23 protein-coding genes and 1 other RNA gene are annotated in these 24,676 nt (G+C 46.2%); 4 read left to right on the forward strand and 20 right to left on the reverse strand.

The window, feature by feature from the left end:
- Nucleotides 1-54: 54 nt before the first annotated feature.
- Together MKX75_RS20365 and MKX75_RS20370 are read right to left on the reverse strand one after the other, a co-directional pair.
- Nucleotides 55-1,323 carry an extracellular solute-binding protein gene (locus tag MKX75_RS20365; protein WP_339166568.1) on the reverse strand — a complete coding sequence of 423 codons (1,269 nt, stop codon included), beginning with the start codon at nt 1,321-1,323 and terminating at the stop codon, nt 55-57.
- A gap of 224 nt (nt 1,324-1,547) precedes the next feature.
- The gene (locus MKX75_RS20370) at nt 1,548-2,882 is read right to left on the reverse strand and encodes a PhoH family protein (protein WP_024628438.1); all 1,335 of its coding nucleotides are present in this window, start codon (nt 2,880-2,882) and stop codon (nt 1,548-1,550) included.
- A gap of 152 nt (nt 2,883-3,034) precedes the next feature.
- On the opposite strand from MKX75_RS20370, the gene MKX75_RS20375 reads away from it, so the two are divergent.
- Nucleotides 3,035-3,730 carry a YhcN/YlaJ family sporulation lipoprotein gene (locus tag MKX75_RS20375; RefSeq protein WP_076332327.1) on the forward strand — a complete coding sequence of 232 codons (696 nt, stop codon included), beginning with the start codon at nt 3,035-3,037 and terminating at the stop codon, nt 3,728-3,730.
- A gap of 7 nt (nt 3,731-3,737) precedes the next feature.
- On the opposite strand, the gene MKX75_RS20380 is transcribed toward MKX75_RS20375, so the two are convergent.
- The 6 genes from MKX75_RS20380 to MKX75_RS20405 all read right to left on the reverse strand — a co-directional run bounded on the left by MKX75_RS20380 (nt 3,738) and on the right by MKX75_RS20405 (nt 9,508).
- Entirely contained in the window at nt 3,738-4,190 is a 453-nt protein-coding gene (locus MKX75_RS20380) for a pyridoxamine 5'-phosphate oxidase family protein (protein ID WP_076332326.1), read from the reverse strand.
- 98 nt (nt 4,191-4,288) lie between these two features.
- Complete coding sequence (locus MKX75_RS20385; RefSeq protein WP_076332325.1) at nt 4,289-5,350, reverse strand: LCP family protein; 1,062 nt, start codon at nt 5,348-5,350, stop codon at nt 4,289-4,291.
- A 90-nt stretch (nt 5,351-5,440) separates the two neighbouring features.
- The gene (locus MKX75_RS20390; RefSeq protein WP_036614990.1) at nt 5,441-5,737 is read right to left on the reverse strand and encodes a YlaH-like family protein; all 297 of its coding nucleotides are present in this window, start codon (nt 5,735-5,737) and stop codon (nt 5,441-5,443) included.
- Nucleotides 5,738-6,034: 297 nt separating this feature from the next.
- Entirely contained in the window at nt 6,035-7,879 is a 1,845-nt protein-coding gene (gene typA / locus MKX75_RS20395; RefSeq protein ID WP_062835476.1) for a translational GTPase TypA, read from the reverse strand.
- Nucleotides 7,880-8,055: 176 nt separating this feature from the next.
- Complete coding sequence (locus MKX75_RS20400; protein ID WP_076332324.1) at nt 8,056-8,550, reverse strand: hypothetical protein; 495 nt, start codon at nt 8,548-8,550, stop codon at nt 8,056-8,058.
- A 298-nt stretch (nt 8,551-8,848) separates the two neighbouring features.
- Nucleotides 8,849-9,508, reverse strand: a complete 660-nt coding sequence (locus MKX75_RS20405; RefSeq protein ID WP_076332323.1) for a TerC family protein — start codon at nt 9,506-9,508, stop codon at nt 8,849-8,851.
- Between the two features lie 87 nt (nt 9,509-9,595).
- On the opposite strand from MKX75_RS20405, the gene MKX75_RS20410 reads away from it, so the two are divergent.
- Nucleotides 9,596-10,306, forward strand: coding sequence for a TerC family protein (locus MKX75_RS20410; protein WP_062835479.1), 711 nt, complete (start codon nt 9,596-9,598; stop codon nt 10,304-10,306).
- A 120-nt stretch (nt 10,307-10,426) separates the two neighbouring features.
- On the opposite strand, the gene thiI is transcribed toward MKX75_RS20410, so the two are convergent.
- From thiI to MKX75_RS20440, 6 genes are all read right to left on the reverse strand, one after another.
- Nucleotides 10,427-11,668 (reverse strand): tRNA uracil 4-sulfurtransferase ThiI, encoded by a 1,242-nt coding sequence (thiI, locus tag MKX75_RS20415; RefSeq protein ID WP_076332404.1) that lies wholly within the window; start codon nt 11,666-11,668, stop codon nt 10,427-10,429.
- 5 nt (nt 11,669-11,673) lie between these two features.
- Complete coding sequence (locus MKX75_RS20420; protein ID WP_076332322.1) at nt 11,674-12,822, reverse strand: cysteine desulfurase family protein; 1,149 nt, start codon at nt 12,820-12,822, stop codon at nt 11,674-11,676.
- Between the two features lie 170 nt (nt 12,823-12,992).
- Entirely contained in the window at nt 12,993-13,745 is a 753-nt protein-coding gene (locus tag MKX75_RS20425; protein ID WP_339166572.1) for a lytic transglycosylase domain-containing protein, read from the reverse strand.
- A 190-nt stretch (nt 13,746-13,935) separates the two neighbouring features.
- Nucleotides 13,936-14,277, reverse strand: coding sequence for a hypothetical protein (locus MKX75_RS20430; RefSeq protein WP_240768140.1), 342 nt, complete (start codon nt 14,275-14,277; stop codon nt 13,936-13,938).
- Between the two features lie 107 nt (nt 14,278-14,384).
- Nucleotides 14,385-14,603, reverse strand: coding sequence for a DUF1540 domain-containing protein (locus MKX75_RS20435; protein ID WP_076211597.1), 219 nt, complete (start codon nt 14,601-14,603; stop codon nt 14,385-14,387).
- A 165-nt stretch (nt 14,604-14,768) separates the two neighbouring features.
- Nucleotides 14,769-15,275, reverse strand: a complete 507-nt coding sequence (locus MKX75_RS20440; protein WP_062835484.1) for a YpuI family protein — start codon at nt 15,273-15,275, stop codon at nt 14,769-14,771.
- 283 nt (nt 15,276-15,558) lie between these two features.
- Between MKX75_RS20440 and MKX75_RS20445 the strand changes: the two genes are divergently transcribed.
- On the forward strand, nt 15,559-17,433 hold the full coding sequence (locus MKX75_RS20445) for a S8 family peptidase (RefSeq protein ID WP_076332319.1): 1,875 nt from the start codon (nt 15,559-15,561) through the stop codon (nt 17,431-17,433).
- A gap of 100 nt (nt 17,434-17,533) precedes the next feature.
- Here MKX75_RS20445 and MKX75_RS20450 read toward each other — a convergent pair whose 3' ends face one another.
- Nucleotides 17,534-17,791, reverse strand: a complete 258-nt coding sequence (locus tag MKX75_RS20450; protein WP_036615016.1) for a hypothetical protein — start codon at nt 17,789-17,791, stop codon at nt 17,534-17,536.
- Nucleotides 17,792-17,876: 85 nt separating this feature from the next.
- Complete coding sequence (locus tag MKX75_RS20455) at nt 17,877-19,397, reverse strand: PLP-dependent aminotransferase family protein (RefSeq protein WP_062835486.1); 1,521 nt, start codon at nt 19,395-19,397, stop codon at nt 17,877-17,879.
- 108 nt (nt 19,398-19,505) lie between these two features.
- Here MKX75_RS20455 and MKX75_RS20460 point away from each other — a divergent pair, with 108 nt between their 5' ends.
- Complete coding sequence (locus tag MKX75_RS20460) at nt 19,506-20,735, forward strand: PLP-dependent aminotransferase family protein (protein WP_339166575.1); 1,230 nt, start codon at nt 19,506-19,508, stop codon at nt 20,733-20,735.
- A gap of 256 nt (nt 20,736-20,991) precedes the next feature.
- On the opposite strand, the gene rnpB is transcribed toward MKX75_RS20460, so the two are convergent.
- The 4 genes from rnpB to rpoD form a co-directional block, all read right to left on the reverse strand.
- An RNA gene (rnpB, locus tag MKX75_RS20465) (RNase P RNA component class A) lies at nt 20,992-21,401 on the reverse strand.
- Between the two features lie 82 nt (nt 21,402-21,483).
- Nucleotides 21,484-22,599: a Nif3-like dinuclear metal center hexameric protein gene (locus tag MKX75_RS20470; protein ID WP_339166577.1), complete on the reverse strand. Its 1,116-nt coding sequence runs from the start codon at nt 22,597-22,599 to the stop codon at nt 21,484-21,486.
- Complete coding sequence (locus MKX75_RS20475; protein WP_339166578.1) at nt 22,575-23,333, reverse strand: class I SAM-dependent methyltransferase; 759 nt, start codon at nt 23,331-23,333, stop codon at nt 22,575-22,577. Before MKX75_RS20475 ends, MKX75_RS20470 begins: the two co-directional genes overlap by 25 nt.
- A gap of 184 nt (nt 23,334-23,517) precedes the next feature.
- Nucleotides 23,518-24,657 (reverse strand): RNA polymerase sigma factor RpoD, encoded by a 1,140-nt coding sequence (gene rpoD / locus MKX75_RS20480; protein ID WP_062835490.1) that lies wholly within the window; start codon nt 24,655-24,657, stop codon nt 23,518-23,520.
- Between the last annotated feature and the right edge of the window lie 19 nt (nt 24,658-24,676).

Consider the following 24,676-nt stretch of genomic DNA (forward strand, 5'->3'; position numbering starts at 1 on the left):
TTCATTCCATCTTCTTGGTACTGAAAACCAGACTTTTTGAACATGAACTTAAAGTTAATTTGTCGCTCTGATACTATCTACGTATTGATTGGCCGTGATTTCTCCCTTTAAGAGTTGCTGCACCTTTTTATGGAAATGGGTTATCACAGCGTGCCTTTCGGCCGTTACAGCGGGGACATCTTCGGTTGAAAACCAGGATTGTCCCTTTGTCATGTCATAATCCCCAGCGAGCTTTTCAGACTCCACATCTAATTCCTGTTGCTTCGCGGGCAACCGATTAGTCTGTTGGTACCATTTCAACTGTGTCGTAGCAGACGTCATGCCTTCAATCCATCTGCTTGCTTCCTCTGCTTCAATCGAACCGGCAGTAATGACAAGACTTCTGGACTTCACAGTTTCCAAAGTTTCGAAAGAAATGCGCTCTAAAGAATCTTGATCACCTGTACTCACTTGCACTGCACTTAATAATTGCGATAACAATGATACAACTATCGGGGTTCCGTTCTGGTCAGCAGTTGGAGAGAACTCCGGATCGGTAGACTGGACCTTAATATGGGGCTGAAGCTGGTCCATTAACTGAATTCCCTGCTCAAGATCACCCGTTTGCGAGGAAATTTGCGATCGTTTAACTAGATCAGGTGCCATCCCCGGTTCAAAATGATTCAACCACGCACTCGTCCCGTACATATCATTCATGTTCATTGCAATTAACGGCATTCCTTCCGCTATGGATTGTTGAGTGAGTTTGGTCCACTGATCTTTACTATGAGGCAACGTCTCCAGACCGGCTTTTTTCAGAAATGAAGATTGTGCCGCCAGAATATAAGGATCAAAATCAAAAGGCATCCCCCATTGATAACCATTCCACTCCGTCATGCCACGCAGCTCGGCAACGGTCTCCCCAAGCGACTTTGATAATGTTGTACCGTTCAACGGATACAAATGCCCTTTTTTGGCATAGTATTGCACTTCCTCACTATCAAGCAGAACCACATCCCCGTTCTCCCCTAGTGAAAACTCAAGATCCAAAACACGCTTATATGTATCTGGCTTCTCATTCCGAAGATTAATCTCTACTAACTGTGAAGCAGCAACTTCTTTGGCTATCTTATGAAAGGCTTGAAACTCTTCATCCGACATAGCGACCACAATCTCCAGCGGAGCTTGAGCATCTTCATTACGCGAAGAAGAACCCGGGAAGGTATCCTTTTCCTGGTCACGTTCCTGATTGAGCTGCGGACCTCTGAAGTCAAAACTTGGAGACAGGATCGTTAACGAAAGCAGCAATACCGCGAACAAAACAACCTGATGTCTACGCTTCATTAACTCCCCTCCTTGTTCACCTAGTTTTTTCCTGCAGCAATTATTGTAACAAATAAGTAGTGCTCTTGTCCTACCCTGCCGAAAAACACTTTTTCGGATTTTTGCATACTAAGAGCATATCGAGTTCTGTGCAATAACGCTTTCTTATTTTTTCAGCAAAAAGCCGGCTCTAAGAGCCGGCTTCAATAGCAACATTTTCCGGGAAATAAATCCCCTGAATGAATTTACAATAAATCAGCTGCAAGCTGTGCCAGCTTGGAGCGTTCTCCTTTTTCGAGCATGATGTGTCCGCTAATCCCCTCTTGCTTGAAGCGTTCAACGATATACGTCAGACCGTTACTGGCGGAATCGAGATACGGATGGTCTATTTGTTCGGGGTCTCCCATCAAAATAATTTTACTGCCTTCACCAACCCTTGATACGATCGTTTTCACTTCATGGCGAGACAGGTTTTGAGCTTCATCAATAATGATAAACTGTCCAGGTATAGATCTTCCACGTATATACGTCAAAGCCTCCACCTGAATACTGCCAAGCCCCATTAGAATTTTATCGATATCTCCGGCTTTTTTGGTATCAAACAGGAATTCCAGATTATCATAAATCGGTTGCATCCATGGACGGAGTTTTTCTTCCTTCTCACCAGGCAAGTAACCAATATCTTTCCCCATCGGAACGACAGGACGAGCGATCAACAGTTTTTTGTATTTATGATCATCCTCTACCTTAAGCAGACCTGCTGCAAGTGCCAGCAAGGTTTTCCCTGTTCCAGCTTTACCTGTGATGGTAACAAGCGGGATGTCATCATTCAAAAGCAGTTCCAGTGCCATACGTTGTTGCGCGTTACGGGCGCTAATGCCCCAGACATTATCATTACTGAGGAAAAGCGGCTCCAGCTTCGTTCCCTCTGTATTCACTTTAAGCAAAGCCGATTTATTGGTTCCCATCTCATCCTTGAGAATGACGAATTCATTCGGATACAGCGAATAAGACAACTGTAACGGTTTGATCGGTAGAAAACGATATGTGTAAAACTCATCAATCACTGACGGGTGAACTTTTAGGGCCGTATAACCTGGATATAACTCACTGAGTCCTGCCGTCCGATCTGATAAGTAATCCTGTGTGAACAGACCAAGTACATCCGCTTTGATGCGCACCAGCACATCTTTACTGACCAGCACCACCTGACGTTCGACTACTTCCTTTTCATTCTCTTCAATCTGATAATTCAATGCGACAGCCAAAATGCGATTATCGTTGGACACTTCACCAAACATTTCTTGGACTTTCACGAAACTCCGATGATTCAGTTCTACTTTCAGATTACCTCCATTAGCCAGAGGCACCCCACTGTGCAGGTGACCCAGTTCACGTAATCCATCCAACAGTCTGGATACATTGCGGGCATTACGCCCAATTTCATCGGCATTTCTTTTTTTGGAGTCGATCTCCTCCAGTACAACCGCGGGAATGATTACCTCATGTTCCTCAAAGGCAAATATGGCATTGGGGTCATGCAGAAGCACGTTGGTATCCAATACAAAAATCTTTTTCATTCAATCCCCTCCAAAGCGGCGTCGTTAAAGGCATGGATAGTGTGATCTTTCAGCAGCGGCATGGACAATCATGATCCCATACATAAATGTATTCGACTAGGGCAAAATAATTGTCAACCATTCTGAAAAACTCCAAGAAAGGATGAACATTTATGAAAATATGGGTATGCACGCTGCTTCTGATCTTTATACTTACAGGTTGCAACACTTCCACACGCAACGCTTCGCCGAATCAGGGTACACATGCGAAAGGTTACGGAGGAAATGTAACAACTCAGCAAGATCAAAGGAAAGGATCTCACATGCTCAATGCACAGGAAGATCGGATGAACCCTTCACGTCTGGACCGTCTCAATGAGAATACAGGTGAAGTTCATGATACCAACATTGCAGATGATGCAGAAAGTGGCCGGATGCCAAATGAAAAACGGATTAATCACCTTAAAGCCCTTGCCAAGCAAGTAGAAGGTGTTGAAGATGCGAACTGCGTCATACTCGGTAATACAGCTGTAGTTGGCATTGATGTAGATGGTGAATTGGAACGTGCTCGGGTAGGTACCATTAAGTACTCTGTTGCCGAAGCGCTTCGCAAAGACCCCGAAGGTGTAGATTCCATCGTTACTGCAGATGCCGATGTCACTGAACGAATTAAAGAAATAGGTGAACATATTCGTCAAGGACATCCGATATCCGGTTTTGCTTCAGAACTCGCTGACATGGTGGGACGCATTATTCCCCAACTCCCGAAGGACGTCAAAGTCCGTCAAAATCCGGATGAATCTGAAAATCAAGAACAACAAATGCAGCAGCTGCATTCATCGGACAAAAGACAACAAAAAGCCCAGTGATCTCTCACTAGGCTTTTTTCATGGCAGCAAAAACCTGCTCATCTAATTTCTCAGCAGCACGCTGATCATATATTTTGACATATTGAGGCACAGAAGACAGTTGAGCGCCGTAAAACAGAGCATTCCTCACCGCTTCAATTGTAATGTCGAAACAGCACATATTAAATGGAACATCCTGCAGCGGATCTTGTCGTACCGCGGCACGTCCATTCACTGCGTACACCGTCTCTTCTCCAAAAACAGTAATCGTAATGAGCGGATTCGTAATCATGTTGTTTACTAAGCGTGAACGATGATCGATCGCTACACGAAAAGTAGAAGCATTCTCCGCATAAATCCAGGAGATGGCTGTTGAAGTCGGACCTCCAGATTCTACATCCACTGTGCTCAGAAGCACAAAGGTCTCATTCTTGAATTGCTGTAAAAGAGATTCAGTTAATTGTGTGACGGCTTCGGACATTCAACCAGCCCCCTAACCTTCTTTATGCAATTCTTAAACTTGGTTTATGTTATTATAGCATACCAATTAACGTGCTTCCAATCCCAAAAGAATGGAGGTTATTCGGCTGAAGGTGAAGTCGTTATTTTACCTGAAAGTGTATCTTGCAAAGCCTGCTTCGCATTGGCGAGTTCCGTCTCATTAATATACACATATGGACTTCTCCACTCTCCGGTAACCGGAGTATAATGTACATCCGAAGTAGAAATGTTCCAATACGTCGAGATAAAGTTTTTCATTTGTTCCGATTCCACATCTGTCGTCATGTTATCGTCAACTGCACCAATCACTTTGCTAATCTTCGTAATGCCCCCAAGAGATTTCATCTGATCCAGCATGGAGTTCAACACTTGGTTTTGGCGTTTATTACGATCAAAGTCGTTGGATTCAGCAGTCTTTGGATTACAATTGGATTTGCGGTAACGAACAAAATCCAGTGCCGCTTTACCATCGAGATGTTGTGGGCCAGCGACCAGATTGATATCCGTACCGTCGGCTGTATCTCTGTAACACATATTTTTATCCACAGTCACATCCACGCCACCTACGGCATTGACAGCATCACGGAATGCTTGGAAATTCAGGACGGTTGTATAATTAATATCTACATCCAAATACTTGCCCATCATTTCTTTCATCTGATCCTCTGCATTTTTGCCAGAGGTCTTTTCCTGTGCTTTGAACCTTGGATAATAGGAGTTTAGCTTGTTGGATTTGTAGCCATCCAATTGAATACGCGTGTCTCGGGGCAATGATACAATGGTTGCCGTCTTGGTCTCCGGATTCAACGAAGCTACCATAACGACATCCGAGAGATATGTGCCGGTTTCCGGGCGGTTATCTGTTCCAAGCAACAGCATCGTGATCGGTTTCGTTGTGGCTGACATCCCCGGAGGTACCGGTTTGTCGATGCCTGTATCCACGACTTGATTGTATACCCAATATGCATATCCGCCGCCTACCACAATAGCAATAACCAATAGACTTAAAAAGATTCTGCCAAAAGCATTCATTCTCTTTTTCTTCTTAGGCTTCTTGCCCTTGCCATTCTTCGATCCAGAAGCGCCGGATTGCGTCGGTGCCTGTCTCCGTGGAGGCAGTCCGTTCGAATTCGAGTTCATATCTTCAACACCTTTATCACATCTGTTTTTGTCTAAATAAAAGACAACCGCTTTCCCTAAGGAAAACGGATGGTCTGTACAAGACAGGATTTATGAGTTTCGAGCGGCAGCTTCCGCTTTTTTCTTTTGACGACCTTCAATAAAATAACGCACTCTCACTAATAACATCAAACCAACCGCTACCAACAAACATTGAATGATGGGAAGCTTGTCGATTTGAAAAATAAGAAGCATGAATGTACCCATCGCCATCAAAATATAGAGAACGATTTCCTTACCAAGCGGTAATTTCTGACGTACCCGAAACACCTTGTTATATACGTAAGTAATCAATACAAAGATGACGATGTAGGCTACGATCGGGTGTGATGCGAACCATGCTTGCATGCACAGTCAGCTCCTTTCGTTATCATGCTAGAGTATAAGTTAACTATTGTGAAACCCTTTCGATAACTCTGAGTAAACACACATTGGAGGTGACCGTTCCGGTATCGGATCGTTCTTTTGATCGCTGTTATCCCCAGATTTTTTTGATCCATTTTTCAATGGTAAAATCAGGGGATAAAGGCGAACGCTTCGCTTCTACAGAATCGATTCCGATCCCTTCACTACTTCCACTGTGCATAACATCGTCATCTTCTGTGTTCCATCAAATGCTAACTTATATAAATTATTTTGTTGTTATTAGGCTTTAGAAGCCATTTTGCGTTGTTTTTCTGCACGTTCACGCTCGGATTTGTTCAGAATCTTCTTACGAAGACGAATAGATTTTGGTGTAATCTCACAATATTCATCTTCATTCAGATATTCAAGCGCCTGTTCCAACGAGAAGATAATCGGAGTTTTAATTTTAACCGTATCATCTTTACCAGAAGAACGAACGTTAGTCAGTTGTTTTTCTTTGCAGATGTTAACAACGATATCATTGTCACGTGTATGTTCACCAACAATCATACCTTCGTAGATCTCAGTACCCGGCTCCAAGAAGAGCGTACCGCGATCCTCAACGCCCATCATGCCATAGAACGTAGATGTACCCGTTTCAGTAGAGATCAGTACACCTTGGTGACGTCCACCCACTTGACCGGATACTACTGGAGCGTAGCTGTCAAATGCATGGTTCATTACACCGTAACCACGAGTCAATGTCAGGAAGTTTGTGCTATAACCGATCAAACCACGTGCTGGAATCAGGAATTCCAGACGAACTTGACCACTACCTGTGTTAACCATGTTAACCATCTCTGCTTTACGTGCACCCAGGCTCTCCATTACGGAACCCATGCTCTCTTCAGGGATATCAATCAACAAGCGTTCAACAGGTTCCATTTTCTTACCGTCAACTTCTTTAATGATAACTTCTGGCTTGGATACTTGAAGCTCATATCCTTCACGACGCATATTTTCAATCAGGATACCCAAGTGAAGCTCACCACGACCGGAAACGATAAATGCATCAGGGCTTTCCGTTTCATCAACACGAAGGGAAACGTCTGTTTCCAATTCTTTCAACAAACGCTCACGAAGTTTACGGGAAGTTACCCATTTACCTTCACGACCTGCGAAAGGACTGTTGTTCACGAGGAACGTCATTTGCAGTGTAGGCTCATCAATTTTCAATACTGGAAGCGCTTCTGGATTGTTCGGATCAGCGATGGTTTCACCAATGTTGATGTCCTTGATTCCTGCAATCGCAACGATGTCGCCTGCTCCTGCTTCTTCTGTCTCAACACGCTTGAGACCTTGGAAACCAAACAGTTTTTCGATACGTGCAGTTTTGCTCTTACCATCACGCATAATAACCGTTACCGATTGTCCTTGACGGATCACACCGCGGTTAACACGACCAATGGCAATACGGCCAAGGTATTCATTGTAGTCCATCAAAGTAACGAGGAATTGAAGTGGCTCTTCAACATTCTCTGTTGGGTGAGGGATATGACTAACGATCGTATCGTAGATCGCCATCATGTTGTCGTCCTGTTTTGCAGGATCATTATCCATGCTGGATGTTCCGTTCAGTGCGGAAGCATATACAACAGGGAATTCAAGTTGTTCATCGTTGGCACCCAGTTCAATGAACAGGTCCAGTACTTCATCAATAACCTCAGTCGGACGAGCCGCTGGACGGTCAATTTTGTTTACAACAACGATTGGTGTCAGGTTGTGCTCCAGAGCTTTACGAAGTACAAACTTCGTTTGTGGCATACAGCCTTCATATGCATCAACAACGAGCAATACGCCGTCAACCATTTTCATGATACGTTCCACTTCACCACCAAAGTCGGCGTGTCCTGGTGTATCCACAATGTTGATCAGGTAATCTTTATAAGTTATAGCCGTGTTTTTGGCCAAAATCGTAATACCGCGTTCACGCTCCAAATCGTTGGAGTCCATTGCGCGCTCCTGTACCGTTTCGTGATCACGGAAAGTACCGGATTGCTGGAGCAACTTGTCGACGAGCGTAGTTTTCCCGTGGTCGACGTGGGCAATAATCGCAATATTGCGAATGTGTTCTCTTGAATGCATGGTTTGTATCCATATCCTTTCCAATTTCAATTCTTATCTACTAAACTTCCCGCAATTTCGCAGGTTACTCACAAAATAAGCGTCGGTGATATCCCGACGCATGTCTATATCCCTTATATTATAGTTTATTATAGGCAAAAATCAAGATATTTCGCACGAAAAGACCACTGGGAATGTTACCAGCCTCTCCCTTGACGTCCTCGTCCAAGCAATAACCAGACTCCGCCCAAGATCAAAAGGACAGCAAGTACATAGATTATTCCCGTTTGCAGCAAGGTAAATCCGAATAATATGATCGATACCGCACCAAGTATCAAAGCTGCAGGTAACACATATTCCGGTCTTCGACGCTCAGCCATTCCATATTCGAGTAACCCTATGGCGATCCCCAGCAAGAATGCTGGCCACAACCTGCTCATAAGTCCTGCACCCCATGTGTTCGTTATACTGAATAAAACACCATACACCGTTAGTATGCCTGCAGGAACGAGTGACCAGGATGGTGAAATACGCGCATAATATAACGCATGAAGGGCGATGCCTGGCAGCAAGAGCAGCAAAGGCCAGAAATTACGACCAATGAAGCCAAACACACCAAACTTTCCAAGCAGAATAATAATTCCCGCAGCTACAATAAATAGTCCAATCGCTTTTTCATTTCTCATCCTCATCTGCAATCACCTCTTATACCATGGCTATGTACTTTATTTCTTAATAAACGATATGCATTCCATGCTGACTGTTGATTTCCAAACCTGTAATCCTGCTTCTAGTGTATCCGATGTTTCTGCAAAAAACTATACTTTATGTCGCACTTTGCATGTGTCCTTTACCTGTATTACCCTAAAATGCGCAACTTATGACAACCCCCATGGGAGTTGCATTGACAAGAAGATTTCTCTCCACACAAAACCGCCTAAACCAGACGGTTCAGACGGCCATATGTCCAAGCTTTTACTTGAAACTAAACTATGCGTTCTTCCGCACAAATTTGTGTGCGCCTCCAACTGCGATCACAAGACAAGCCATTGCTGCGGGTAGCAGCGTATGCACCTCTGATGCCATTCCTCCCAGCCATTCTCCTAACTTGGGATCTTTCATCACCATCTCACCTGCTGTGAAGGCCAGAATGCCTGAGCCGACGAATACCAGAATCGGAAATCGCTTCAACAAACCAACAATTAAACCACTCCCCCATACGACAATAGGGATACTGATTGCAATTCCGATGACGATCAGAGCCAGGTCTCCATCCGCCAATGCCGCTATGGCCAAGACATTGTCCAGACTCATTACAAAATCGGCAATCAGAATGGTTTGAATGGCTTTCCAGGTCGTGGATGCTTCTCGAATATGTACTTCATCCTCATTTTGAAGCAGCAGCTTCACTGCAATCCATAGTAACAGTAACCCACCTGCGGCCTGGATAAACGGAATTCCCAACAATAATACTGCTACGAAGGTTAGTACGCAGCGTAACACAACCGCACCAAAAGCCCCCCACCATACCGCCTTTTTCCGTTGTATCGGTGGCAGATCCTTGCTGGCAAGCGCAATAACAACCGCATTATCTCCACTCAATACCAGATTGATCATTAAAATTTCAGTTAACAGCCATAGTGTATCCATGTCCTCATCCCCCCACATTAACTTGTATGTCAGAGTTGTCCATGCTATTCTTAATGATTGAACCGTATATAAGGAGTGACATATCACATGGAGCTATTTAGTCCCACTTTCTGGCTGGCTTTGCTGAACGTTGTCTTTATTGATCTCATTCTGGCTGGAGACAATGCCATCGTCATTGGCCTTGCAGCTCGAAATTTGCACCCTTCCGTGCAGAAAAAGGCGATTCTATACGGAACGGGCGGCGCATTACTGATTCGAATTTTGGCAACGGTTGTTGTTTTATGGCTGCTTAAGGTGCCTTGGCTCTTGCTTGTTGGGGGCATACTTCTGATCTGGATTGCCTATAAATTATTGGCGGATCAGGGAGATGAACACAATGATATCCAGGCAGGTACTTCCCTGTGGACCGCTATTCGAACCATTGTAATCGCGGATGCAGCCATGGGACTCGATAACGTGATTGCAGTCGCCGGAGCTGCGCAGCAGCATCTTGTGCTTGTCATTCTCGGACTCCTGATCAGCGTACCGATTATCGTGTGGGGCAGCACCTTGTTTATCAAGCTGATCAATCATTTCCCTTGGATCATCTATGTCGGAGCCATCGTTCTCGGGTATACAGCTTCCAATATGATCACTGAGGAGCAGCGACTTTTGCCTTACTTTACTGAACATCCGGCATTGCGCATTCTCTTCATCGTTGTCGTTATTGCAGGCGTAGTCTTTGCTGGTTATCGCAAACGCTCCAGTAGCTCCAGCAACAAGGGATCTGGCGGGGAGCAGCAGCGCTCTTACTCATAGGAATCTAATCTTAAAATGTCTTCTGAATACAGCAAAGGACTGAACGATATTTCATCGTACAGTCCTTTTTTTGCAGTTTACATAGCCCTTATTATGTCATTCATGCTAATTTTTATTAAGTTAGAACCAATCATCCTTCAACCCATTATCTCCTGCCTGATTCGATAAAATGGAAGTTTCACCGGCATGCAGTGTGATCGTTTCTGTCTGCTCTACCGCCTGATCCAGCCATTCCGGCAACAGGCTCATTGTCGATTCAATTTTATCCACAATCCGAAGATTTGGATTGGTTGAAGGCGACTTTGGCACGAAGAGAGTGCAGCAATCCTCATATGGCAAAATAGATATGTCATACGTTCCAATCTGTTTGGACAGAGTGATGATCTCCTGTTTGTCCATCATAACCAGTGGCCGTAGCAGCGGCAGATCCGTCGCACGACCAATGACATTCATACTCGGAAGCGTCTGACTCGCTACTTGACCCAGGCTATCTCCAGTAATCAGTGCCAGTGCACGTTCACGCTCGGCAAGTTTGGAGGCAATTCGCAGCATTGAACGTCTCATCAAGGTAATAATCAGGTTATCCTGACCCAGTTGAGTAAATGCCGTTTGAATCTCTGTAAATGGAACCAGATGCAACTTGATTGTTCCTGCATGATCAGCAAGGGCACGCGCCAAATCAATGACTTTCTCTTTAGCACGCTCGCTTGTGAACGGGTAACTGTAGAAATGCACACATTCCACTTCAAGTCCACGGCGCATGGAAGACCAGGCTGCAACGGGACTATCTATTCCACCTGACAGCAGTACCATCGCTTTTCCATTCGTACCCAGCGGAAATCCACCTACTGCCGGAATGGTTTCGTTGAAAATATAGGTGCCCTGATCCCGAATTTCCACTCGCAGTTCAATATCAGGTTGACGAACATCAACACTTAATTGCTGAAACTTCCGTAGGATTGGGGAACCAACCAGATGATTCATTTCATGGGAAGAGTTCGGGTACTCTTTCCATACCCGCCTTACATTTACCTTAAATGTGGTGCCTTCTTTGAATTCGTCTTGCCTTTCGTCCATAAACGCAACTGCTGTTTTCACAATCTCATCTAGCTCGGATGGAGTAACTTTAACCGGACTAATCGACATTACACCGAAGACCCGCTTCAGCACCTTAATCAGTTCAGTATGTGATTCACCGCCAAGATCCACATAGACACGGCCATATTCTTTGCGAAGGCTCGCTCCTGGATAAGGTTTAAGCAAAGCCTTCACCTGTGTAATGATCGTTTTTTCAAATCGGGCACGATTCTTGCCTTTTAACATAAACTCTCCGAAACGGAGAAGCAGCATATCATATTTCATATCCATTACATCCGCCTTTCGAGGGGCCGCAACTGCGCCACCATCTGATGTAGAGCCTGTTCAAGCAAGGCTACATCTTTTTCTGTATGTTCATCTCCAAGACTAATACGCAATCCCCCACCAGCACAAGCTGCATCTCTGCCCATCGCAAGTAGAGCCCGACTCGGTTCAGCCGAACGTGAAGAACAGGCAGATTGGGTCGATATGGTTACGCCAAGTTGCTCCAAGGTATGCAGCGCCACTTCTGCCTTCATCCCAGGATAGGAGAAGTGCACAATATGAGGCGCCCCCTCTAAGGAACTGTTCAATTCAAATTCAGGAATGGAATGTACCGTTTCCATCAATCGATCACGAAGCACCGTTGTACGTCGAGCAAAGTCAACCTGATCCTCTGCGGCCATTCGCATGGCCTTTGCCATGCCTACCAGCAAAGCCACGTTCTCTGTGCCTGCTCTTAGGCCCTGCTCCTGTGCCCCCCCTGACAATAGTGGCGTAAGCTCCACTCCACTTCGCACATACAGGAGGCCTGCTCCCTTCGGTCCACGGATCTTGTGAGCAGACAGACTGTACAGATCTGCACCCCAAGCGGCAGGTGTAGCCTTCATTTTCCCAAAGCCCTGAACACCATCCACATGGAAAAGCACGCGTGGTGCTTTCTTTTTGAGCTGTTTGCCGATCTCTGCAATCGGATGGATGGCACCTGTTTCATTGTTAACATGCATCAGACTCACAAGCACCGTATCCGGTCTGATCGCGTCTACAACCTGCCGAGCGTCTACCACACCATCAGAATTGACAGGAATTAGCGTCACGTCCCATCCCCACTGCTGCAATTGCATAAAACTTTCATACACCGAAGCATGCTCGGTAGCCGTTGTTATGATGTGTCTGCCTCGTGACTGATAACGTAATGCCGCACCTTTTATTGCGAGATTATTACTCTCGGTCGCACCGGAAGTAAATACAATCTCTTCAGGCTTAACACCTAATGCCGTAGCACATCCGGATCGAGCACGACGCAACAATTGATCGGCACGCTCTCCATACCCGTGAATGGAAGACGGATTTCCGAATTGTGTTTCCATAATTTCGGCCATCGTACGAATTACATCAGGATGGGGAGGTGTCGTTGCAGCATAATCAAAATATTTCAATGAGGTTAGACCTCCCTTATCTCTTCGTTCATAAACCTACAGTGAGCATTGTAACACGATACCCATACAACACAAAAAGACCAACCGGGAACAGGCGTTTCAAGCGCTACTGCTCCCACATTTGATCTCATCCTGCAATGATGTGTTAACGCAAATGTCTTTCTGTAAATCTAGATCACATATTTCAACTGTGCCTTCTCTACTTTGGAGATATAATTCTGAGTTTCTGAAGGCAGACGATTAAGTGCACTCATCAGTTCACTATCACTAGACACGCCCAGACGTGAGACACGACCCGGTCCTGCATTATATGCAGCAAGTGCCATCTTCACTTCTCCACCGAAACGCTGGAGCTGAAGGGAAAGATACTTCGTACCCGCATCAATGTTCTGGGCAGGGTCAAATGAATTACTCACACCCAGCCCTGCAGCCGTGCCATCCATTAATTGCATAAGCCCCTTGGCACCTGCGGAGGACACTATATTCGGGTTGAAGTTGGATTCTGTGTCAATAACGGCCTTGATCAATGATTCAGGGACACCATACTTGGCACTTGCCTTTGCAATCAAAGATTCATAATCCGTAGGTACAGATGCACCAGAATCCACAATTCCTGTATTGGATGAAGATAATAAAGACTCAACGATGTTATTGGAGACAGAGGAGGATCCTGCCGTATTTATATCCGGATTGTACGTGCTTCCGAGTTGCAGCCACAACAGGCCATCACTGGATCTTTTGGAGACCGTAGCGGTGGAATCTGTATTGCTCGTCGAATTGGCACCCGTACCTAACAGCCCGTCCATCACATTGGCGAAATCCACTGTTGAACCAGCATCCGATTGTGATGCACTGGTTTGGTTATTCACATTGGACAATTGCAGTTCCAACAACTGCCGCGATCCGCTTGGATCAATCTGCATGAGTTATACCCACTCCCGTATAATTAAGCGTATTATGACCTTATTCTACATCCTTTTACAGCAAGGTTCCATTGTTTTCAAAAAAATATATGAATCTTCCCACTTAACCTGCGCATATACGAAAGAAACCTTCTGTTATTCACCGCATTTGGGTGAGAACAGAAGGCTTTTGAATAAATCATTTTACAATTTAGCGAGCGAATGGAATCATGAAAAAATAACTCAGCGTAGCTACAATACCCAGTCCAATGGACCAAGCTCCCGCTGTCTTACGACCATTCACATAAGCATAGTAACCCAGTACGGCTGCGGCCGGTCCAAGTACAATTGACCACATGAACAAGGACGCGATACCGAAGGCAAGTCCCATATAACCCGCCACCTTACCTGTTGATTCCATGACCCGGTCAGCCTCATGCTTCTCAGGTACAGGCTCTGCCCGTTCGGTACCTCCAGTTCTTACAACAGTCGGAGGAGCGACCTCTGCCCCGTATTCTTCCCGATGTGCTTTTCTGGGATAATCGACACGCATACGCTGTTTTTCACCGTCAACATTGATTTTAGGACGATCTTGAAAATTAAACTTATTATCCTCATTTTTCATTTGGAAGCACCTCCGTTATAAATAGGGATGACTGCTCACTTGGGTTTGAACGTGTGACAACATGTTGCAGAGGATGTGCGTGCATGATCATGGTGATCGGAGTCAAATGTCTCACCGGCAAATTCCTCATGCAGACGACGGGTGGCATGTTGGTCAATGTCAATCATGATGGCATCAGCTTGGCAGAAGTTGTTTTCTCCCCAGAAGTTGCAGTTGGAGACGCTGCATTTGACTATTGGTTTGTCTTGGCTCATTTTTTATCACCTCGACACTATTGTCTCCCCGCCACAAACCCGATATTCCCCGCACAAATGCCAGATGATGACATGATCACGCCTTGTCTGATTCTCACCTGAAGACACAAAAAAACCGCCACAAGGGCGGTTTCGTCCAATTTCATATTAAGGTTTAAACGTTCATTAAGCGTGATTACGTTGATTTTGCATACGGCGCTGAGTCAAGTAGTCACTTTCATAATATGCCAGATCATCGCGCAATTCTTCGTACGTTTTGGAAACCTCAAGAATGACATCCCGTACTGCACGGATTGGCTTGTCACGGAAACGAATGGCATCTTGTCCTGTGTAAGCGTATCTTCCATCTTCGGAATAACATTCATTTTTGGGATAGAAAAAGCTGTTTACGCATTGGTGATACGTATTATAAAGAGCCTTTTCGGCAAAATCGACATCAAAGTTGGCACGACGCAGCACAACGCCAAGTTTTTCGTAAGAAACTTCAGAAAAAACGAGCAAATGACGGAGATCTGAAAGAAATCCTTTGTAGAAGGCTGTTGATTCTTCCGTCTGATTCTGATCCAGTTCAGGCAAGGCATTTTCATTCAAAAATTTTTCAATCCGATCGATAGCCGGTTTTAACTTTTCCCTAGTTGACTCACATGTTTTCTGTACATTGGCTGCTGACATAAAGGTAGCTCCCCCTTAAATAAGTCCTTACATATAGGTCGGCCAACGGTGGTTTTCCCCTGACCTTTGAATTCTCAGCTATAATCCTACCATAAAAAGATGACGAGCGGTATCCCTTAATCATGCTTTCCGTTTCTGTCATTAAACATGCCTATTATACGCAGTCAGACTCGAACTCGCCTGCATAAAAATATCCGCTTTTTCTAACGATAGATATAACCAGTGACAACGATGAAGCACTGTTAATGATTGTCCAAAATGAACGAAGGAGGTTCCATCCACCATGTCCAGACCGAAATGGATTAACTGGGCCCTTGCAGCTGGTGCGGGAGCACTCGCCCTCACGCTCCTGCTTCCAACATCCAATCGTCCCGAACCTAAGCCAAGTGCCCTGTCCGATTCTGCTCATGAAGAGCACACGAACAAGCAACGTCTGAAAGTGCAGGATGTCAAAGCAACAGATCTCCTGACTCGCATGGATGCCAAGCAACATCTCAATATCATGCTGGAGAAAACCTCAACAATGACTGCCGCACAAGTTAATCGATATGTGAATGATCTACAAAGTTCACATGAACATATCAGATCCATTCATCTCATGGGTACCAATGGCTCGTTCAACAAGCCATTTGATCAGGCATCCCAGCAAGGTAGCAAACTAGAGCGACAGAAGCTTGACCATGCGCTGAATCTTGCCAAAAAAGCGGTAAATAAACGTCAAAGCTTCGAATCCTCTTCTTTCCCTTTGGGAAAAGAAAAGTACTTTGTTATGGGGCAACCCTCGAAAGATGGCAAAAGAGCTGTGATTGCCTTGTTCAGTCAGAACGTCTTAAATGCTGTTGAACAACATCAGCGCAAAAATCTGCGTATGATCCCTTATCCGCGTGAAGGCAAGTTCAAAATTGAGTCTGTTCACCCGGATACGCTGAATGAAATCACCGTGAAAACCGGGCATGATAATGCCAACGCCAGTCATTTCTACGAAAATGAAATTGTCATCCGTTTTCGGCAGGATCCCGGTGAACGGGATATGCGTATCATTAAATCTGATCTAAGAGCGCAATCTGCGCGTAAGCTGGGATACACGTATGTTTTTCGGTCAGAACACATGAATTACAAGCAATTGCATAGCTATTTCGAAAGTAAATGGAATCCACTCTATATGGAACCCCACTACATGTATTTAACCAATGACACCGTAACTGAACAAACCGATGTAACGATACCCAACGACATTTTGTTCTCCGATTATCAGTGGAACTTGCCTGCGATTGAGACGAACAGAGGTTGGAATATTACCAAAGGAAACAAAGATGTTATCGTTGCAGTGGTCGACACAGGTGTGGATATGAATCACCCTGACCTGAAGGGCAAGCTCCTTGAGGGCTATAATGTGGTCGAGCCGGGAAGCCAGCCTATGGACGATGTGGGACATGGTACACACGTCGCAGGCATTATCGGCGCGATTGTCAACAATAATGAAGGCGTGGCAGGCATGAGTTGGTATAACAAGGTACTCCCGGTGAAGGTGCTGGACAACTCGGGGTCTGGAACCACGTATGCCGTTGCCGAAGGCATCATCTGGGCAGCGGATCATGGAGCTAAAGTCATCAACATGAGTCTCGGGAATTATGCTGATGCACAATTTCTTCATGATGCCATTAAATACGCTTTTGACCGCGATATCGTGCTGATTGCAGCAACAGGGAACGATAATACGGAGCGTCCAGGCTATCCTGCTGCCTATCCGGAAGTATTCGCCGTATCTGCTACGGATCCGGATATGAGCAAAGCGTCCTATTCCAATTACGGGGATTATGTGGATGTGATGGCTCCAGGGTCCAGTATCGCAAGTACGTATCCGGACAATCAGTACGCAGCTTTGTCTGGCACATCCATGGCTAGCCCGCATGTAGCCGCACTTGCAGGTTTGATTCGTTCCTTGAACCCGGATTTAACGAACACGGAAGTGATGGATCTGATGCGCCAAAGTGTCATTGACCTCGGTGATCCGGGTCACGATAAGTATTTCGGCTATGGGCAGATCGATGTCTACAAAGCACTGCAAGCCGCATCAGGCAACAGCGCACCCTTACAGTTCTGGCCCCAGCATGTCAGACAACAAATGGATAATACGATGAAAAAGTATACCAAGTAGTCGTCATGACTCAATTCTGTAAAAACACAAAAGCAGCTGCGCCCCGGGGCGTACGCTGCTCTTTGGTTTATATCCAAATTCCCCGGGGCACCCGCTGCGATTAACGTTTGCGTGAAGTTGTGCGGGCTTTGCTTGATTTTTTCACGGATTTTTTCTTCGGATTATGGCTGGATACATAGCAAGGGTCTTCTTCTTTAACAACAACCGGGTACATGTGGTGGTGAATCGGAACACAGTGATGTTTTTTGATAACTTCAATCGGGTGGATTACAGGTACGATTTGCGGGATGTAGTAATCCTCAACAACCTGGATCGGGTCACAGACAATCGGGCAAAGCGGTGGACAGTAATGGTTCATTCAAAACCAACTCCCTTTCTGGTGATACTATAACCTATTGCATCAGGCCGAAAGTGGATTGGATGTATGTCCATACTCCGAAAAATTATATGAGCGGTAGCCTGTCCGCCACTGCCCCACCCTGCCCAGGTGTTACTCTGTTAATGACTCCGCAGAGAACACGAAGCCCTTCACACAAAAGTTCAACGCTCGTTACCGTGAAGCAGATGCGCAGACTTGAAGTATCCGTCTCCCCCACATAACAGGCGGAACCCGGCAGGAATGAGACCCCCGCGGCAAGTGACTGATGATGCAGCTCACGCATATCCAGACTACTCGGAAGTTGAAGCCACAGATTAAGTCCTCCCTCTGGCAAACGCCAGTGTATACCCTCAGTAGCATGTTCTTCCAGCACCTCAGCTGCCGCACACAAGCGAGAATACAATTCATCCCTCAAGCGGGATACATAGGCCCCATACTGATTCTGAATAAAGGATTGCAGTGCCTTCTGTGTAAGCAGTGGGCTCCCCAAATCTGCCGTAGATTTCGCAGCCACAAGCCTAGTCAGTACGCTTCCGTCTGCAATGGCGCAGGCTATACGGCAACCGGGAGACAGCACCTTGCTGAAGCTTTTGATATACACCACATGACCTGTCCCATCCATGGATTTAATGGAAGCCGGGGGAGGATCACGAAAATAAAGATCGGCAAACGGATCATCCTCCAGAATGAGGCAATGATAGCTTTGCGCGAGATTCAGGAGCTGTGCTCGCCTTCTTGCACTCATCGTAATCCCAGTCGGATTGTGATAGGTCGGAATTGTATAGATCAGCTTGGGCGGATAGGTGTCACATAAGCGGGTTAACAGATCAATACGCATGCCTTCGTCGTCCATCGGAACCGTAATGATCTTCGCACCTCTGCTTGTAAACACATCAATGGCTCCGGTATAGCTTGGCGCCTCCATATACACTACATCCCCGGGTCCGACAAAAGTCCGTGCCACAAGATCAATCCCCTGCTGAGCACCGCTTGTAATTAACATGCGTTCAGGTGTCACCTGTAGTCCACGCTCGGCAAAATGTTCCGCAAAGATCTGTCTGAGTTCCCGATCTCCCTGAAAAGATCCATATGCCGCCATACGCTCTGCATGATCAGAGGAAAGCCGATAGGCACTGTCAATAATCTCACGTGTAGGTAACAGTTCAGGCTGAATCGCTGACATATGAAGTTCATACCGTACTTGAGGTGACGTATCAAAATGTCTCCAGAGCTGTGCTCGCGGTAAATAATCCACCAATGCCATTTGCCAATTCCATGGCGTACTGGATTCACTATTGCTATTTTTCCGCTGCGCTCGGTCCACATCCTCCCTCTGATCCGTGTGTAATGCCCCTCTGACATAACAACCTTTACCCTGGGAGCAGGTAATCAATTGAATCGCTTCGAGTTCAGCATAGGCCTTCGATACGGTGACCAGGCTGACACCCAGATCCGTGGTCATTTTACGAACAGAAGGAAGTCGGGTTCCGGGTTCAATCAGTCCTGACCGGATGCGATCCGCAATCGTTAGTGCTATTTGCACGTACAATTTGGTACTGCTTCCCCTTTTTAATTCAATATGCATGCGTGCTCCCCCCAACTGTTATGATCCTCATTTTACTGTTATAGTGCAGTCCGTCTATTATAGTTTATAATATCAGTATAACAGTGAATAACAGGAGATGAGAATAACATGAGTATCCCTTGGTCCAAAATGGCACAAAACACCCCGTCCTCTGTCGTTCGCGACATGCTCCAGGCCGCTCAGGCACCTGGAATGATCTCACTAGCCGGTGGATTACCAGCGCAGACTTCATTCCCGCTGGAAGCTATCCGCGTTGCATATGAAAAAGTATTTATGAGCGGAGCAGCCGCTCTTCAATATGCGGAGACTGAAGGTTACCGTCCTCTTCGCGCCAAAATCGCCGAGCGTCTTGAATCCAAAGGCATTCCTGCTTCACCCGACCACATGCTCCTCACGACGGGTTCACAGCAATCCATTGACTTAGTCTGTCGCATCCTTCTTGATCCGGGTGACCGCGTACTGGTTGAATCACCTACCTACCTCGCTGCCCTGCAAGTTATTCATTCCTATCAGGCTGAATCTCACGGCGTAGCCTGTGATGATCACGGCATGTTGCCTGAATCTCTGGAGGAACAGCTCCAGCTGCATCGTCCAAAGCTCGTCTATATCAACCCAACGTTCTCCAATCCTACGGGTAAAGTATGGTCACGAAAAAGACGTCAGCAGGCTGTGGACCTATGCCGCAAGTATGGTGTACTCATCCTCGAAGATGATCCCTATGGCGAAATTCGGTTCAATCCGGAGCAATTGGATGTCCCTGCTCTCGCAGAATTGGATGCAGCATCCTATGAAGGCCCTTCTAATGTCGTTTACACAAGTACGTTCTCCAAAACGGTAGCACCGGGTCTTCGTACGGGTTGGATTCTTGCAGCTCCTGATATTGTCAAAATGGCAGCACGGGCTAAACAGGGTGCCGACTTGCATTCCAGCAGCATCGACCAAAGAGCTCTTCACGCACTGCTTGAATCTTTCGATCTGGATGCGCATATCCGCCAGATTTCAGAGGATTACGAAAAACGCATGAAAACACTGACGACTCTTATGGCAACCAAAGCATGGGAAGGCATCTCGTGGAATTCACCACAAGGTGGCATGTTCTTGTGGCTGCAATTGCCTGAAGGCATGCTTGCAAGCAATTTGTTCACTTACGGTATTCAGGAGAAAGTGTGCATTGTCCCGGGTGATTCCTTCTATGCGGGTACACCGGAGCTGAACCGCATGCGGATCAACTTCACGCATACGGATCCCGAGCTACTCCCGGAAGCTGTAGAACGAATGGATCGCGCCATTCAACGCTGGCATGCTTCGTTAACATCGGACAGTGTGGTTACACTGTAATGAACTGTCATGAACGTTTCGCTATTTATTAGCGTATGAAGGTTAAATAACTTAATATGAGAAACAAAAATAAGGCGGCAGGCCCGAGAATCTCGGAACTGCCGCCTTATTTTTATAGAACCTGTTATCAACAGGAGTTATGTTTTTTTGATGTTCATGGGTCCTTCTGATCAGTCAGGCCATCGAATGATTCATACGAGTTGTCCTCGACTGATAGGTGGACTACATTGTGTTGTTATAGTGTTGTTGTTGCAGTTAGGAAAGCTTACCGTAAGCCGGGTTCTGTGCTCTTCGTGGTTCATACGGGAACTACCCTCCCACCAGAAGCGACAATCATCTATCTAGGCCATACATTGCTGCACAGCTCAAGCGACCAACCTAGACACACCTCGGGCTAAGGTTGCCTCCTCCGAAAAGGCGGCTGTGTCCCATTAGGTCTTGCTCCAGATGGGGTTTACCAGGAACGAAGTCACCAGCGTTCCTCGGGGTCTCTTACACCTCGGTTCCATCCTTGCCTGTGCCGGAGAATCCGGCCATCGGCGGTCCATTTCTGTGGCACTATCCTTCAACTCGCGCTGACTGGACGTTATCCAGCATCCTGCCCTGTGGAGCCCGGACTTTCCTCTCGTGGCAACAAAGGCCACCAGCGATTGTCTGTCAAACTTTCCGAACAACATTACATAGTATACAGGCATTTGGGTTCCCAGACAAGCTTAATATTACTGGGAATCGCACAGCAACTGTCTTTTTAGATAAACTGGAATACTTCCGTATTTACCTCTGAAGCTGTAACTTGCGTATCATATCGTTTTTCTTGCAAACGGGAACGAAGCCAATCGGCTGTTTTCGGTTTCATAATCTTTTCGGAATTATGTCCCGGGTCGATGATACACATGCCGGCCATCAACGCATCATGAGCCGTGTGATAATCGATATCCCCCGTCACAATAACATCCGCGCCTTTGAAGCGAGCCGTAAGCGCGTAACGGCTGCCAGAGCCGCCAAGAACCGCTGCTTTTTTGATTGGTTTGTTCAGATCCCCTACTACACGCACATGAGGAACATTAAATTGGGTCTTAACGACCTCCACGAGCTCACCTAATGTCTTAGGCTCCCTAAGGGGTCCCAAGCGTCCCAGACCGAGCGTACGGCCTTTTAAATCCATTGCATAGAGGTCATACGCCACTTCTTCATACGGGTGAGCCTTAAGCATCGCCTGAACAACCTTACTCCGCAGGCTTTGAGGCACAATGGTCTCAATCCGCATTTCTTCCACACGTTCCATCTGCCCCTGGGTACCAATAAACGGCTGTGTCCCTTCACCTGGTACAAATGTTCCTGTACCTTCTGTGTTGAAGCTGCACTTGTTGTATTGACCGATACTCCCCGCTCCGGCTTCCAGAATGGCTTGAAGAACCTGTTCATGATGCGTGCGAGGTACAAATACAGCCAGCTTGTACAGATGATCTGTGTGTACATCCTCCAGCGATTCTTTACTCTCGATGCCGAGTGCCTCGGCCATCCAGTCATTCATGCCACCTTCGGCTACGTCCAGGTTCGTATGACTGATATAGACAGCGATATCATGCTTAATCAGTTTTTCATACAATTTACCCATAGGGGTATCCGTACTAAGTGACTTAACCGGTCGGAAAATGATGGCATGATGTGCGATAATCAGATTGGCTCCGATGCGAATCGCTTCGTCCACCACTTCATCCGTCACATCCAAAGCCACAAGAACGTGACTAATTTCTTTTTGCAAACTGCCCAGCTGCAGACCAATGCGGTCGTCCGGCACAGCCAGATGTTTCGGAGCGAGCTGCTCCATCAGTTGAATTACAGTTTGACCTTTGGCAAACATGCCAAAACCTCCTTCAAGTTTGCGATCAGACGCTCTACCTCAGCCGCCTTGTCCCGGGAAGAATCCTGATCGGATTTGGAGATGGAGTTAACAACCCCTTGCAGCTTGACGATCTCGCTTTCCCATTTGGCAAAAAATACATCCGTTGGACGATCCACCAAATAAGGTCCCATCCGCAGCAGCAAATCTTCCGTCAATTCTACCCCGTCTTGAAGCGGACGTGCACGATATACCTCAACATTTGCAATCGGGCTTACGGATTGTGGCATCGCCGTGATAATTTCATAGAGCTTACCGTCTTCTTCGAGCAACTGTTCTGCTACAACTACCCAATTATGCTCCAACAACCATCGTCTGAGGATATCCTCTCCCACATTCGGTTGCAAAATCAGGAGTTGGACCCCTTCCAGTTTGGATAAACCTCGGTCCAAAATAGAAGCAATCAGAGCACCACCCATGCCTGCAATGGTGATGACTTCCACTTCTCCCGCAGAAATCACATCAAGCCCGTCTCCACGACGTACTGTGATTTTCTCTTTCAGGCCAGCATCACTGACTTGTTTACATGCAGCATCATAAGGGCCAGGATTGACTTCCCCGGCTACTGCACTTGCGGCTTTCCCACTGCGGATCGCGGCTACTGGCAGCAATGCGTGGTCTGAACCGATATCAGCCATGCGGCTGCCATCGGGAATTTGATCATGTATTTGTTGTAATCGATTCGAAAGTTTCATGAAGCACCTACACCATTCATTTAATTTATTGATTTGCATTGAACAAGGAAAAGCGATAAAATAAAATCCAATCAAACATTTCAAGGATGAATTTCCAAAACCAAGAAATCAAGACGTTTAAATTAAAAATAAAGGAGACCCCGCCGCCGCTAAAGCGTCTTGCGGAAAGTCTCCCATAGTTCGATTATTCGAGGAAATCCTTAAGTCGTTTACTACGACTCGGGTGACGCAATTTACGAAGAGCCTTGGCTTCGATCTGACGAATACGCTCACGCGTAACTCCAAATACCTTGCCGACTTCCTCCAGCGTTCTTGTCCGTCCATCGTCCAGACCAAAACGTAGACGAAGAACATTCTCTTCACGCTCAGTCAATGTATCAAGTACATCTTCGAGCTGTTCTTTCAACAACTCATACGCAGCAGCATCCGCTGGAGCAAGTGCTTCCTGATCCTCAATGAAGTCACCCAGATGGGAATCATCTTCCTCACCAATCGGTGTTTCCAGAGAAACCGGTTCCTGTGCAATCTTCGTAATTTCACGAACTTTCTCCACACTCAGATCCATCTCAGCAGCGATTTCTTCTGGTGTCGGTTCACGCCCAAGTTCCTGCAACAGCTGACGGGATACCCGGATCAGCTTATTAATCGTCTCTACCATGTGCACAGGGATACGAATGGTACGCGCCTGGTCAGCAATAGCACGAGTAATCGCTTGGCGAATCCACCATGTGGCATACGTACTGAACTTGTATCCTTTTTTGTGGTCGAACTTCTCAACCGCTTTGATCAGACCCATATTACCTTCCTGAATCAAATCAAGGAACAACATTCCACGTCCAACGTAACGCTTGGCGATACTGACAACGAGCCGTAAGTTCGCTTCAGCAAGACGACGCTTGGCTTCTTCATCCCCGTTCTCAATCCGTTTGGCCAGTTGTACTTCGTCATCTGCCGACAACAATGGCACACGACCAATTTCCTTGAGATACATACGGACAGGGTCATTGATTTTGATACCTGGCGGCAAGCTCAGATCATCATCAAAGTGGAATTCGTCCTCTCCCTCTCTGGTGTTGTTCTCGGAATCTTCACTAGGACGAAGTGTAACCTCTTCATCATTTTCATTCACTACATCGATACCCAGATCACTCAGTTGCTCATAGAACTCATCCATTTGCTCTGCATCTTGCTCAAAAGGAGAGAGTTTCTCTATAATTTCCTTGTAATTCAGCGAAGCTCTTTTCTTACCTGATTCAATCAATTGATCTTTAACCTGATCCAGTGTCAATTCTGTTTCTAGTTCAGTATGCTGATCATTCGCCATAACTCGACTCCCTCCTCCC

Source organism: Paenibacillus sp. FSL R5-0341, from assembly GCF_037975235.1.
Taxonomy (GTDB): Bacteria; Bacillota; Bacilli; order Paenibacillales; family Paenibacillaceae; genus Paenibacillus; species Paenibacillus amylolyticus_A.